The sequence below is a fragment of the Ruegeria sp. BF8 genome (genome assembly GCF_056538625.1).
This window is the reverse complement of sequence record NZ_JBQFTL010000001.1, coordinates 85,655-98,558: the sequence shown is the minus strand read 5'-3', so window position 1 is coordinate 98,558 and position 12,904 is coordinate 85,655. Positions and strand designations below refer to the sequence as shown.

12 protein-coding genes are annotated in these 12,904 nt (G+C 60.9%); 7 read left to right on the top strand and 5 right to left on the bottom strand.

The features are described from left to right. Positions 1-35 precede the first annotated feature (35 nt). Genes ACR0LD_RS00480 through ACR0LD_RS00470 form a run of 3 tightly spaced genes read left to right on the top strand, consistent with a single transcriptional unit; the run spans position 36 to position 3,147 of the window. Positions 36-1,118 carry an ABC transporter permease gene (locus tag ACR0LD_RS00480; RefSeq protein ID WP_170337792.1) on the top strand — a complete coding sequence of 361 codons (1,083 nt, stop codon included), beginning with the start codon at positions 36-38 and terminating at the stop codon, positions 1,116-1,118. A gap of 2 nt (positions 1,119-1,120) precedes the next feature. Further along, positions 1,121-2,041, top strand: a complete 921-nt coding sequence (locus ACR0LD_RS00475) for an ABC transporter permease (protein WP_170337474.1) — start codon at positions 1,121-1,123, stop codon at positions 2,039-2,041. Between the two features lie 32 nt (positions 2,042-2,073). Further along, complete coding sequence (locus tag ACR0LD_RS00470; protein WP_170337473.1) at positions 2,074-3,147, top strand: BMP family ABC transporter substrate-binding protein; 1,074 nt, start codon at positions 2,074-2,076, stop codon at positions 3,145-3,147. Positions 3,148-3,200: 53 nt separating this feature from the next. Here the strand turns inward: ACR0LD_RS00470 and ACR0LD_RS00465 are convergent, their stop codons facing one another. The 3 genes from ACR0LD_RS00465 to ACR0LD_RS00455 all read right to left on the bottom strand — a co-directional run bounded on the left by ACR0LD_RS00465 (position 3,201) and on the right by ACR0LD_RS00455 (position 5,529). Next, positions 3,201-3,821 carry a CDP-alcohol phosphatidyltransferase family protein gene (locus ACR0LD_RS00465; RefSeq protein ID WP_480635234.1) on the bottom strand — a complete coding sequence of 207 codons (621 nt, stop codon included), beginning with the start codon at positions 3,819-3,821 and terminating at the stop codon, positions 3,201-3,203. A 70-nt stretch (positions 3,822-3,891) separates the two neighbouring features. After that, positions 3,892-5,124, bottom strand: coding sequence for an HlyD family secretion protein (locus tag ACR0LD_RS00460; RefSeq protein ID WP_480635232.1), 1,233 nt, complete (start codon positions 5,122-5,124; stop codon positions 3,892-3,894). 3 nt (positions 5,125-5,127) lie between these two features. Next, positions 5,128-5,529, bottom strand: coding sequence for a hypothetical protein (locus tag ACR0LD_RS00455; protein ID WP_409233602.1), 402 nt, complete (start codon positions 5,527-5,529; stop codon positions 5,128-5,130). Between the two features lie 126 nt (positions 5,530-5,655). On the opposite strand from ACR0LD_RS00455, the gene ACR0LD_RS00450 reads away from it, so the two are divergent. The 4 genes from ACR0LD_RS00450 (at position 5,656) to ACR0LD_RS00435 (ending at position 8,716) form a co-directional block, all read left to right on the top strand. Then, positions 5,656-6,597 carry an aldo/keto reductase gene (locus ACR0LD_RS00450; protein ID WP_480635230.1) on the top strand — a complete coding sequence of 314 codons (942 nt, stop codon included), beginning with the start codon at positions 5,656-5,658 and terminating at the stop codon, positions 6,595-6,597. Continuing rightward, entirely contained in the window at positions 6,594-7,658 is a 1,065-nt protein-coding gene (locus tag ACR0LD_RS00445) for an NAD(P)/FAD-dependent oxidoreductase (RefSeq protein WP_480635228.1), read from the top strand. Before ACR0LD_RS00450 ends, ACR0LD_RS00445 begins: the two co-directional genes overlap by 4 nt. Then, a complete protein-coding gene (locus ACR0LD_RS00440) occupies positions 7,658-8,311 on the top strand; it encodes a DUF938 domain-containing protein (protein WP_170358090.1) in 654 nt (217 codons plus the stop codon). The genes ACR0LD_RS00445 and ACR0LD_RS00440 overlap by 1 nt, the downstream gene beginning before the upstream one ends. Positions 8,312-8,380: 69 nt before the next feature. Next, entirely contained in the window at positions 8,381-8,716 is a 336-nt protein-coding gene (locus ACR0LD_RS00435; protein ID WP_170362836.1) for a carboxymuconolactone decarboxylase family protein, read from the top strand. Between the two features lie 40 nt (positions 8,717-8,756). On the opposite strand, the gene ACR0LD_RS00430 is transcribed toward ACR0LD_RS00435, so the two are convergent. Both ACR0LD_RS00430 and ACR0LD_RS00425 read right to left on the bottom strand, forming a co-directional pair. Beyond that, the gene (locus ACR0LD_RS00430; RefSeq protein WP_480635226.1) at positions 8,757-11,264 is read right to left on the bottom strand and encodes a GcvT family protein; all 2,508 of its coding nucleotides are present in this window, start codon (positions 11,262-11,264) and stop codon (positions 8,757-8,759) included. Between the two features lie 176 nt (positions 11,265-11,440). After that, positions 11,441-12,838, bottom strand: a complete 1,398-nt coding sequence (locus ACR0LD_RS00425; RefSeq protein ID WP_170443604.1) for an FAD-binding oxidoreductase — start codon at positions 12,836-12,838, stop codon at positions 11,441-11,443. Positions 12,839-12,904 lie beyond the last annotated feature (66 nt).

Genomic DNA, 12,904 nt, shown 5'->3' with positions numbered 1-12,904 from the left:
TCCAAAAAAGACGAAGACTTTGGGGGGATGAGCAAATGATAGTGTTGGAGAAACGGCCACAGCCGTCCAAGGCGTGGTCTTATGCCACCCCTCTGGTCGCAGTGCTGGCGACCATGGTTTTCGGCGGGTTGCTGTTTGCAATTCTGGGCAAAAACCCGGTGGAAGCGATCGGAACCATCTTTTGGGAACCCCTGTTCGGCGAGTTCTCATTCTACTACCGACCGCAACTGCTGGTGAAGGGCGCACCGTTGGTTCTGATCGCCATCGGTCTGTCGCTGGGCTTCCGCGCCGGCATCTGGAATATCGGCGCCGAGGGCCAGTACATCATGGGCGCTATCTTCGGCGCCGCGGCCGGCCTAGCCTTCTACCCGCTGGATGCGTGGTACGTCTTTCCAATCATGGTGATCGCCGGCGCGTTCGGCGGCTGGATCTGGGCGATGATCCCCGCCTTGCTCAAGGTTCGGTTTGGAACCAACGAGATTCTCGTTTCCCTGATGTTGGTTTACGTGGCCGAGCAGTTTCTGGCCTCGATGTCGCTGGGTCTGCTGAAAAACCCTGAGGGGTTCGGGTTTCCCGGCTCGCGCAACCTGCAGTCCTATGAAAGTGCCCACAATGCCGAACTGTTTGCCGGAACCGGCATGCACTGGGGCGTCGTCGCGGCCTTTATCGCGGTGATCTTTGCCTATGTCCTGCTGAACCGGCACATGCTGGGATTTCACATCCGCCTTACAGGCGAAGCTCCGCGCGCGGCACGATTTGCCGGCGTGAATCCCCCGCGCCTGATACTGTTTTGCTTGGGGCTGTCGGGCGCGTTGGCCGGTCTTGCCGGTATGTTCGAGGTCTCGGGCCCGTCCGGCGTGGTCAGCATCGACTTCAACGTGGGTTACGGCTTTACCGCGATCATCGTGGCGTTTCTGGGCCGTCTGCACCCGGTGGGCATCCTGCTGGCCGGCGGCCTGATGGCGCTGACCTATATCGGTGGCGAAATCGCACAATCGCAGCTGGGGCTGCCCGCTGCGGCCATCCAGGTGTTCCAGGGAATGCTTCTGTTCTTCCTGCTGGCCTTCGATCTTTTGACCAACTACCGCATCCGTGCGGCCCGTAGCGAGGTGGCGTGACCATGGACCTTGGAGAAATCAATCCCGTTCTTTTGCTGGCCTCGTTGATGGTTGCCGCAACCCCGCTTCTGCTCGCGGCGATCGGAGAGCTTGTCGTCGAAAAGGCCGGCGTTCTGAACCTCGGCGTCGAAGGCATGATGATCGTGGGCGCAATCAGCGGATTTGCGATCTCGGTCGAAACAGGCTCGCCATGGCTCGGTTTTGTCGCGGCGGCCGTCGGCGGTGCGCTGTTGTCGCTGCTGTTCGTTCTGCTGACCCAGTTCGCGCTGGCGAACCAGGTGGCCAGCGGTCTTGCGCTGACGCTGTTTGGCTTGGGCTTCAGTGCCCTTCTGGGCCAAAGCTATGTGGGCATCAAACCGCCCAGCATGGGGGACATCCATATCCCGCTGCTCAGCGATATTCCGGTCATCGGCCCGATCCTGTTCCAACATGATCCGATCCTCTATGTCGGGATCGCGTTGACGGCAGCGGTATGGGCCACTCTGAAATACACCCGCGTCGGGCTGATCCTTCGTGCGGTGGGTGAGAACCACGATGCCGCGCATGCTCTCGGCTACAAGGTCATCAAGATCCGCATTATGGCGATCCTGTTCGGCGGGGCCTGTGCGGGGCTTGGCGGTGCATATATCAGCCTGATCCGGGTCCCTCAGTGGACCGAAGGCATGACCGCCGGAGTCGGCTGGATTGCTCTGGCTCTGGTGGTGTTTGCCAGCTGGAAACCGTGGCGTGCCTTGCTGGGTGCCTATTTGTTTGGCGGAATCACGGTCTTGCAGCTTAATCTGCAGGCAGCGGGCGTTGCCATACCTGTCGAGTATCTGGCAATGTCGCCCTACATCATCACGATCCTTGTGCTTGTGATCCTTTCGGCCGACAAGAGCAGCGCACCTGCCTCACTGGGCCGGACCTTCCACGCCTCGCACTAGGGGCCAACTGTACCAACTTGGGGAGTAACTAAATGAAATTCACTTCACTTCTGGCAAGCGCCGCCATGGCACTTGGCCTTGCCACGGGCGCCGTGGCCGAGGACAAGACAAAGGTCGGTTTCGTCTATGTCGGCCCGGTGGGCGACGGCGGCTGGACCTATGAACACGACAAGGGCCGTCAGGCCGTCGAAAAGCACTTTGGCGACAAGGTCGAAACCGTGTACGTGGAATCGGTGCCCGAAGGCCCGGATGCCGAGCGCGTCATGACCCAGATGGCGCTGGAAGGCGCTGACCTGATCTTCACCACCTCGTTCGGCTACATGGACCCGACCATCAACGTGGCCAAGAAATTCCCGGACGTGAAATTTGAACACGCCACGGGCTACAAGACCGCCGACAACGTGTCGGTCTACTCGGCGCGTTTCTATGAGGGTCGCGCTGTCCAAGGTCATATCGCCGGCAAGATGACCAAGTCGAACATCATCGGCTACATCGGTTCGTACCCGATCCCCGAAGTGATCCGCGGCATCAACTCGGCCTTCATCCACGCCAAGAAGGTGAACCCGGATGTCGAGTTCAAGATCGTCTGGGCCTACACCTGGTTCGATCCGGCGAAAGAGGCCGACGCGGCGAAGGTTCTGATCGAACAGGGCGCAGACGTGATCCTGCAGCACACGGACTCGACCGCACCGCAGGCGGCCGCACAAGAAGCCGGCAACGTGATCACTTTCGGCCAGGCCTCGGACATGAGCGAATATGCTCCGATGCCGCGCGTCAGCTCGATCATCGACAACTGGGCGCCCTACTACATCGCGCGCACCCAGGCCGTGATGGACGGCACCTGGGAGTCGGTGAACACCTGGGACGGCATCAAGGAAGGCATGGTTGAAATTGGCGAGATTTCCGACGCCGTTCCGGCCGACGTCAAAGAAGAGGCGCTGGCCCTGAAAGCCGCGATTGCAGATGGCAGCTATCACCCGTTCACCGGGCCGCTGAACAAGCAAGACGGCAGCGCCTGGCTGGCCGAGGGTGAAGTGGCCGATGATGGCACTCTGGCCGGCATGAACTTCTATGTCGAAGGGCTGGAAGGCGACATCCCGCAATAAGCGGGACATGTACTGTCAACAAACCCAAAGCCCGCCGGAAACGGCGGGCTTTTTCAGTTCCCGGAACGGTTGCCGAAACTGCTCGCTGCCAACACGATCCGGGATATGGCGGTCAGGAAACACAAGCTGCCGAATATCCACGCCAAGGCGGCAAACGCATCTGGCACCAGACACAGAAGAACAAGGAAACCGATCGTTTCGGCCCCCTCCAGCAAACCACCGGAAAAATACAGTGCCTTCTGCCCTCTGGCGTCGGTCTTCAAACCGTGGCGGTCCGCCAGCAGCGAAAAGCCCAGAAAACTGGTGCCGTTGAAATAGAAGGACAGCAGAAGGAAAGCACCGGCCACGCCATTGGAGGCCGGGTCAGCCAGAATAAACGCGAACGGTATCGCGCCGTAGAACAGAAAGTCGCAGGTGATATCCAGATAGCCACCAAAATCGGTGCCACCCCGGGCACGCGCGACAGCACCGTCCAGGCCATCCGCGAGGCGCGACAGCAGTAACGGCACCAGCGCCCAGTACGTCGCGCCAGCCACGATCAGGCCCGCTGCGACCAAACCAAGAGCCAGCCCAATCAGCGTCACCTGGTTTGCCGTAAAGCCCAACCGCGCGAGAAAACGGCCCTGAGCGTTCAGGGCCGGGTCGATGATCGGGCGGATTTGCGCATCAAACATGTGCGGCAGTTAACCGGGGACAGGCACCATTTCCAGACACAATAGCGCGAGAACACTCACGTTCCCGCCATCAGTGACCGCTTAGAACCAGCGTGTTCACAGGCATCAGGATCAGACGCAGTCGCAAGCCTGCCGCATGAACCACACCGATCGTGTCCACGACAAGCAGGAATGCCCTTTCCCAGAAACCCAGATCTTCGTGTTCAAGCCTGTCGTGATTGTCGGTGTAGACATTGGCAAGACAGTTGCTGCCCGGGGGAACCTTGTCTGCCAGCCCTTCATAAAGCGGCTCGAGATACACGAGGATTGATCCGGGGGTTGTGTTCTGTTGAACGTCGCGCAATTCGTCGGTGGGCCGGATCTGTCCCGAAGGGATCACATCCTGCACCTGGACCACAACGACCGGAATCACCGTGAATGGCCGCGTCATACAGCCCAGCTCTCCGATCATTCCCGGTTTGATCACCTGCGCAGACATCTGGTTGAAAGCCGCCTGAAACCGGTCGCGCCCGGAATCCGTCGGAACCAGAATCCCCGCCGGGCGCATCAGCGGGCTGATAAAATCGCCGACCCGTAGCCCGAACTGTTCGACACGGCCCGTCACACCGGCGCTGATTGTCGTCTTGTCCAATTCGGCCAGAGCGGCATCCAGCTGCGCTTCGGCGCTGGCCAACTGGGCAGGGATCAGTTCTTCGATCTTCTGAACAACGGCCGCCTTTTGGGATTGCGCGGCCAGAACCTTTGCCTCGCGCTCGGCGACAAGGTTCTCCAGTCGCTCGATCTCGGTCAGGCGGACTGCGCTGGATCCCTGATCGCGCAGTGTCGTGTTGCGCTCCAAATCCTCGAGCGCCTGCGCCAGCGCCGCCTGCGCGCCTGCAATGCCGGCTTCGGCCTCGGCCAGATCCGTTTGCGCAACCTTCAGCGAGGCCTGTATCTGAGCAATCTGGGCATGTGCGGCTTCGACCTGTGCGCGCTGGGTGAAATCCTCGATACGGAAGATCGGCTGGCCCGCGGTGACCAACTGGTTGTTGGTGACATAGACCTCGGACACGCGCCCACCCAGTTGCGGAAGAATCGTCACGGTCCGGAAATAGGACGCCGCCGTTTTGCTTGCCGGATGGAAGTAGAACAGCGTGGTAATCACCGTCAGCGCAAGGATTGCGCAGGCGGTCAGCCCCCAGCGCAGTTCGTACCACATGGTGAACAGCGTGATTTCGTGACCAATCCGTTTTCCCTGAACGAAGCGTCGGAACAGAAAGTCGGGCAGAACAGTGACCAGTGCGCAAAGAAATGTTTCGATCATGCGTCAGTGCTCCTGCGGAGCGGTGGGCTCAGGGTCCGGCTCGGCGGGCGGAGGAGACGCCCCGGGTGCCAGCGACCGAATTGCATCTGCAATCGCGCGCAGGGGCGCAGCAAAGTCAGGAAACTGAAAACCTGCAACCAGGATGGCGGCAACCCAGAATAACCCATTGTGCGTAAACAGGGCCAACAACGCCAGGATGCCAACCAACTGAAACTGCGGGTGGTTGTTCTCATGGGCCATCTTCTCGGGGATCGAATGCAACGTAAAATACGCGACACCGATCAGCAGGATCAGACCAACTGTGAAGATTACCATGAAATTGAAGAGAAAATCGCTGCCATCCGCCTGGGTCACATATGACGGAATGTGCCCTGTGGCCATTGGGTGTAGGTCTGCGGTGGTCACCCTGCCCTCCTGCGTTTTTGGTTGTGAATGTTTGGAAGGGTTGATGCTCAAATTCAACCCTGATTAAAACTTGGGACGACAATTGATCAAAGTCCCCCGTTCGCCGGGCTCATTTCAGGCACTCTCATGACACTCAGGCTTTCCAATCCCGACGGCACTGACATTGGCCGTTTCACTTTTGGCACGATGCAGTTCGGGGGCCGCGCCGATGCCGAACAAAGCCGGGCCATGTTCGACGCCTGTCGCGCGGCCGGCATCACGCATTTCGATACAGCTTATGTCTATACCGACGGTGCGTCGGAAACGTTGCTGGGCCAGATGATCGCGTCTCAGCGCCAGCAACTGACGATCGCCACCAAAGCGGGCTACACAGGCGGCGCCGGCGCGGCCAACATCCGTGCGCAGTTCGACATGTCCCGCAAACGTCTGGGTCAGGACATGGTCGACCTGCTGTACCTGCACCGGTTCGATCCGGACACCGATCTTGCCGAAACGATGGAGTGCTTTGCCCAGCTCAAAGACGCGGGCAAGATCCGCTATGTCGGCTTGTCCAACTTTGCCGCCTGGCAAGTGATGAAAGCCGTGCGCGTCGCCGCGGATTTCGGCCTGACCATCGACGCGCTGCAACCGATGTACAATTTGGTCAAGCGACAGGCCGAGGTCGAGATCCTGCCAATGTGTGCGGATCAAGGCATCTCGGTTTTTGCCTACTCGCCGCTGGGTGGCGGATTGCTGACCGGAAAGTATTCCCGTGGCAGTGCAGCCGGCCGGCTGTCCGAAGATGACCGATATGCCAGCCGCTATGGAGCTGAGTGGATGGCCGAAACAGCTGCCGAGCTGGCCCGCTTGGGACATCAGGCTGGCGTGGATCCGGCGACGCTTGCCGTCGCTTGGGTTGCCGCCAGCCCGTTTGCCCCGTCGCCGATCATATCGGCCAGATCTGCCGAACAGCTGGCACCGTCGCTGGCTGCTCTGACGTTCGACCTACCGGCCGAGCTCTATGCCCGCATCACGGCGCTCAGCCAGACACCGCCACCGGCGACGGACCGGCTGGAGGAGGTCCAGTGATTGATTTTCTGATCATCGGCGGCGGCATTGCCGGCCTAAGCGCCGGCGCGCGTCTGTCCGAGCATGGGACGGTAACCGTACTCGAGGCCGAGGACGCGCTGGGCTATCACGCCTCGGGGCGATCGGCGGCATTGTTCGAAGAAGGTTATGGCCCACCTTCGGTCGTGGCTCTGAACAAGGCCAGCGCCGAGTTCTTTTTTACGAACGACTATCTGACCCCGCGCGGGTTGATGCTGGTGGCCAAAAGTGATCAGGCCGAGCAGTTCCGCAAAGACCTGAGCGAGCTGGGAATGGCCGAAATCTCGGTCGCCGATGCGTTGGTGCGTGTTCCGGTCCTGAACCCGGAATCCGTCGCATACGCAGCGCTGAGTGAGGGCGCTTACGACATCGACACCGACCGAGTTCTGCAGGATTTCGCCCGCACCATTCGCGCCAACGCGGGATCGGTAAAGACCCGCCAAAAAGTGGCGCGGATCCGCAAGGACGGCCATTGGCTGGTGGAAGCGGCCGAGGTCTTTCAGGCGCGCACCATCGTCAATGCCGCTGGTGCGTGGGCGGACGAGGTCGCAAGGATGGCCGGGATCGCACCGATCGGAATCACGCCGCGCCGCCGTTCCATGGCCCGGCTGCCGGCACCCGGTGGCCATGATGTGAAAAACTGGCCGATGATGCTGGGCGCGGGTGAGACCTGGTACGCCAAACCGGATGCCGGCAAGCTGTTGGTGTCACCGTCCGAGGCCGACCCGGTTGAACCGCATGACGCCTATGCCGACGATATGGTGCTGGCGGAGGGCCTGGCCCGGTACGAAGAAATGGTGACCAACCCGGTCACCCGTGTCGAGACCAATTGGGCCGGGCTGCGCAGCTTTGCCCCGGATGGCACGCTTGTTCTGGGTCCCGACCCGTCGGATGAAAGTTTTGTCTGGTCTGCCGGTCAGGGAGGGTACGGGTTTCAAACCGCCCCGGCCGCGTCGCGATTGGTTGCTGATCTTGCGCTTGGCCGCGCGCCCGAGTTGGATGCTGCGATGGTCTCCGCGCTGGCCGTGTCCCGGTTACGCTGATGGGCGGGCGGAAACTGCCTCCGACGGCAAGCGTCGCCTCTCAGGGTGACGGCGCCAAGATGATCGCTCCTGCGGCCAGCCGAAATACGGACGCCCTGTGCGCGTTGCTGGCCGAGATGCCCATCGCAACTGGAAACGCATTGGAACTGGCCAGCGGCACGGGCCAACACGTCGCCGCATTTGCCCGTATCTTTCCCGACCTCACTTGGCAGCCGAGCGAGATCGATCCCGCCCGCCGGGCCAGCATCGACGCCTATGGGGAGGACCTGCCAAACATCATTCCCGCCGTCGAGCTGGACGCAACCCTGCCCGGGTGGCACCACAACTTTGGCAACCAGAACCTTATCATTCTGATCAACCTCCTGCATCTGATCAGCTGGAAAGAAGCCCGGAATGTTCTGTCCGAGGCCGCATTGGCCCTTGGCCCCGGGGGGCGGTTCGTTCTCTACGGACCGTTCATGCGCCAGGGCAAGCTGATCAGCGACGGCGACCGACGCTTTCATGCCGACCTGACCCGGCGAGACCCCGAGATAGGCTACAAGGACGACAGCCAGATCAGCAACTATCTGGAAAGCACAGGGCTGCGAGTTGTCGGAGTGGTTCCAATGCCTGCGAACAATCTGGCTTTTGTCGCAGAAAAGCCCTCGATCTGATCAAGATCAAAGCCGTTCCGACGCCGCCGATACATATGCAAGATGTAATATGTAAAAGAGGCACAAGACATGACCTGGTCAGACAAGCTTGCTGAAACGCGCAGCGGATTGCGCAACCTGAACGGAGCCATACCAGATACCGCCCGCGCTTTCGGCGCGCTCGGGAAATCGGTCAAGGAAGGCGGAACACTGGACTTCAAGACCAAGGAGTTCATCGCCTTGGGCATGTCCATCGCAGTACGGTGCGAACCCTGCATTTCGTTGCACACCGAAACACTGGTCAAGGCGGGCGCTTCGCGTGAGGAATTCTCGGACGTTCTGGCCATGGCGATCCAAATGGGTGGCGGTCCGTCGATGATGTACGCAGCCAAGGCGCTGGAGTGCTTCGACGAACTCAGCGCATAGCCAAAAAAAGGCCCCGGAGTTGTCCGGGGCCTCTGTCCGATCAACCGTCCTTGCGGATGGTCTCGTTCTTGGGGTCATAGGGGCTGTCGCATGTCACGACCGCATCCCACAGCTGGTCCAGCATTTTGACCTTCAGTTTGGTACCTTCCACGGCCAGATCGGGCTTTACATAACCCATGCCGATGGATTTCTTGAAAGCCACCGAATACCCGCCCGAGGTCAGACGCCCCACGCGCTCACCTTCGGACGTATACAGCGCCTCGCGGCCCCACGGGTCGGCATCCTCGGGCCCGTCGATCAGCAGGGTACAGCATTTCACCCGTACGCCGGTTTCGATCAGCTTGTCCTTGCCGTGGAACTCCTTGTCCAGATCGACGAAACGCGGCAGGTCGGCCTCGAGCGGGGTGGCGTCGCGGCCCAGTTCGGTGCCGAAGGCGCGATAGGATTTCTCCTGCCGCAGCCAGTTCTGGGCGCGGGCACCTACCAGCTTCATGCCGTGCTTCTCGCCGGCCGTCTCCAGAAGGTCGAACAGGTAGTTCTGCATCTCAATCGGATGATGCAGTTCCCAGCCCAGCTCGCCGGTATAGGCCACGCGGATCGCGTTGACCGGGCACATGCCCAGTTCGATCTGACGTGCCGACAGCCACGGGAAGCGCTTGTTCGACAGGGCGGTTTCCGGCTCGGCGTCCTTGATGACCTCTTTCAGCACATCGCGCGATTTCGGTCCGGCGATGGCAAAGACGCCCCACTGGGTGGTCACGTCCTGGATCTCGATGTAGCCGAACTCGTCCATCTTGTCCTCGGCCGCCTTGCGCAGGAAGTCGGCGTCATACTCGGTCCAGGCACCGGCCGAGACGAGGTAGTACTCGTTCTCTTTCAGCCGCACGATGGTGTATTCGGTGCGGGTGGTGCCGTGGTCTGTCAGCGCATAGGTCAGGTTGATGCGGCCGACCTTGGGCAGCTTGTTGCAGGTGAACCAGTCGAGGAACTGCGTGGCGCCGGGGCCCTTGACGACATGCTTGGTGAAGGCTGACGCGTCGATCAGGCCGACACCGTTGCGGATCGCATTGGCTTCTTCGACGGCATACTGCCACCATCCACCACGGCGGAAACTGCGGCTTTCCTTGTCGAAGTTGTCGGAGGCATCGACCGGGCCAAAATAGTTGGGGCGTTCCCAACCGTTAACCCACCCAAACTGCGCGCCACGGGCTTTCTGACGATCATAAGCCGGAACGGTGCGCAGCGGACGGCAGGCCTCGCGCTCTTCGTCCGGGTGGTGCAGAATGTAGACGTGCTCGTAGCACTCTTCATTCTTGCGCGCGGCGAATTCGGTGGTCATCCAGTTGGACGAATAGCGTTTGGGGTCCAGCGAAGCCATGTCGATCTCGGCTTCGCCATCGACCATCATCTGCGCCAGATAATAGCCGGTGCCGCCGGCGGCGGTGATGCCAAAGCTGAACCCTTCGGCCAGCCACATATTTCGCAGGCCCGGCGCCGGGCCGACCAGCGGGTTGCCATCAGGCGTATAGCAGATGGGACCGTTGAAATCGTCCTTCAGGCCGGACTCGGCACAGGACGGGACACGCTCGGCCATGGCCATGTACTGATCGGCGATCCGGTCCAGATCCAGAGGGAACAGGTCAGCGCGGAAACTGTCGGGCACACCGTATTCGAAGCGTGCCGGGGCACCGTGCTCGTAGATGCCGAGGATCCAGCCGCCGCGCTCCTCACGTGCGTAGGATTCGTTGTCGGCGTCGCGCACGACCGGGTGTTCCGGATTGCCGGCTTCACGCCATTTCACCAGTTCCGGATCCTTGTCCATGACAATGAAGGTATGCTCGACCGGGATCGCGGGCATCTTGATGCCCAGCAGCTTGGCGGTACGCTGGGCATGGTTTCCCGAAGCGGTCACCACGTGCTCGGCGGTGATGACCACCTGCTCGTCGCTGGGGACAAGGTTGCCGCCCTTTTCGACCATCTTGGTGCAGGTGACTTCCCAATGGGTTCCGTTCCAATGGAACGCATCGGCCTGCATCTTGCGCACGATCTCGACACCGCGCTGGCGGGCACCCTTGGCCATCGCCTGGGTCACGTCGGCCGGATTGATGTAACCGTCCTCGGTATGGTAAAGCGCGCCCTTCAGATCCGAGGTTTCGATCAGCGGCCAGCGCTCCTTGATCTGCTCGGGCGTCAACCATTCGTATTTGACGTCGCAGGTCTCGGCAGTCGAGGCATAGAGCATGAACTCATCCATGCGGTTCTGCGTCTGCGCCATGCGCAGGTTTCCGACCACCGCAAACCCGGCATTCAGGCCGGTTTCCTCTTCCAGCGTCTTGTAGAAATCCACCGAGTATTTGTGGATATGGGTCGTCGCATAGGACATGTTGAACAGCGGAAGCAAACCCGCAGCGTGCCAGGTCGAACCGGAGGTCAACTCGTCCCTCTCGATCAGCATGACATCATCCCAGCCCGCCTTGGCCAGGTGATAGGCTATCGAGGTCCCAACGGCGCCGCCGCCGACGACCAGTGCTTTGACTTGGGTTTTCATACGCCCGCTCTCCGGATTGAGTCTGTTTGGCAAGGTTTATGCCGAACAAGACCAATCAGCGCCAAGTCCATCCGACGCAAAACGGCGCAAAACCGACCTGCCGTACACGTTGGGACGCGAATCCGCGAACAGGCACGCACCAACAGCCGATGGTTGCGTGCGCTTTCCCGGCCTGGTCAGACGATCTTGCCGGGGTTCATGATGTTGTCAGGATCCAGCGCGGCCTTGATCGCCGCCATGTACCGGGTCGCATCCCCAAGTTCCCGGACCAGATACGGTTTCTTGCCCTGCCCGATTCCATGCTCACCCGTGCAGGTCCCGTCCATCGAGATCGCCAGATCATTGAGCCATCCGACAAACTGACTGGCCCGCGCCACTTCGTCGGCATCGTCCATGTCGATCAGCACCAGCGTGTGGAAGTTTCCGTCACCGACATGACCGACGACCGGGGCCAGCAGGTCCAACTCGGCTGCCTTGTCCTGAGCCTTGGTGACGCATTCGGCCAAGCGCGAGATCGGGACGCAGACATCCGTCGAGATTCCGCGCGCTCCGGGCCGAAGCTGGAGGGACGCCCAATACATGTCGTGCCGCGCCTGCCAGAGCTTGGACCTTTCTTCCGTGCTGGCCGTAGCGACAAAGCCGGTGCCGCCAAAATCCTCGGCGATTTCGCCAAAGGTTTCGGCCTGCTCCGCTGCGCCGGCCTCCGAGCCATGAAACTCGAGCAGAAGCAACGGCGTTTCCGGCAGCTTCAGCCCGGAATACGCGTTGGCCGCCTTGACCGACATCGCGTCCAGCAGTTCGATCCGGGCAACCGGAACGCCGAATTGAATGGTCGTCATCACGGCCTGACAGGCCGCATCCACCGTCGGGAAAGAACACCGGGCCGAGGTAATCGCCTCGGGGATGCCGTGCAGTTTCAGAGTCAGTTCGGTAATGATGCCCAGCGTGCCCTCGGCACCGACAAGCAAGCGGGTGAGATCGTAGCCGGCCGAAGATTTTTTGGCCCGGTGACCGGTACGGATAATTTTGCCATCGGGCATAACCGCCTCGAGGCTCAGGACATTGTCCTTCATCGTTCCATAGCGAACCGCATTGGTACCCGACGCTCGGGTCGCCGCCATCCCGCCCAATGAGGCATTGGCTCCGGGATCAATCGGAAAGAACAGCCCCTTGTCGCGCAGATGGGTATTCAAATCCTCGCGGGTGACCCCGGGCTGCACAACGCAATCCAGATCACCTTCGTTCACGGCCAAGACCCGGTTCATCTGGCCAAGATCGATGCAAACGCCGCCGGCCGGCGCGTTCACGTGGCCTTCCAGCGACGTTCCGGTGCCGAAAGGGATCACAGGAACCTTGTGCGCCGCACAGGTCTTGACGATGTCCGAGACCTCTTCGGTCGAATTGGGAAAGACCACCGCGTCCGGGCTTTGGTTTTCAATCCAGGTCGTGGTGTGCCCGTGCTGCTCGCGGACCGAAGCGCCGGTCTGCAACCGGTCCCCGAACCGCTGTTTCAGAATGCTGATGGCGGTGTCGATCCCCGCCGCATTGCGGAACAATGCTGTCGCTTCAACCATGGCAACCCTCCCTTGGCGCAGTGGCGCAGGCCCAGACAATGACTAGAAGGCCCACGCCACAGGAGC

Excerpts from the sequence above, each read along its gene's own strand:
- ACR0LD_RS00440 (WP_170358090.1), top strand. The coding sequence starts at position 7,658 with ATGGGCGGGCGGAAACTGCCTCCGACGGCAAGCGTCGCCTCTCAGGGT.
- ACR0LD_RS00470 (WP_170337473.1), top strand. The coding sequence starts at position 2,074 with ATGAAATTCACTTCACTTCTGGCAAGCGCCGCCATGGCACTTGGCCTT.
- ACR0LD_RS00475 (WP_170337474.1), top strand. The coding sequence starts at position 1,121 with ATGGACCTTGGAGAAATCAATCCCGTTCTTTTGCTGGCCTCGTTGATG.
- ACR0LD_RS00435 (WP_170362836.1), top strand. The coding sequence starts at position 8,381 with ATGACCTGGTCAGACAAGCTTGCTGAAACGCGCAGCGGATTGCGCAAC.
- ACR0LD_RS00465 (WP_480635234.1), bottom strand. The coding sequence starts at position 3,821 with ATGTTTGATGCGCAAATCCGCCCGATCATCGACCCGGCCCTGAACGCT.
- ACR0LD_RS00425 (WP_170443604.1), bottom strand. The coding sequence starts at position 12,838 with ATGGTTGAAGCGACAGCATTGTTCCGCAATGCGGCGGGGATCGACACC.
- ACR0LD_RS00430 (WP_480635226.1), bottom strand. The coding sequence starts at position 11,264 with ATGAAAACCCAAGTCAAAGCACTGGTCGTCGGCGGCGGCGCCGTTGGG.
- ACR0LD_RS00450 (WP_480635230.1), top strand. The coding sequence starts at position 5,656 with ATGACACTCAGGCTTTCCAATCCCGACGGCACTGACATTGGCCGTTTC.
- ACR0LD_RS00460 (WP_480635232.1), bottom strand. The coding sequence starts at position 5,124 with ATGATCGAAACATTTCTTTGCGCACTGGTCACTGTTCTGCCCGACTTT.
- ACR0LD_RS00480 (WP_170337792.1), top strand. The coding sequence starts at position 36 with ATGATAGTGTTGGAGAAACGGCCACAGCCGTCCAAGGCGTGGTCTTAT.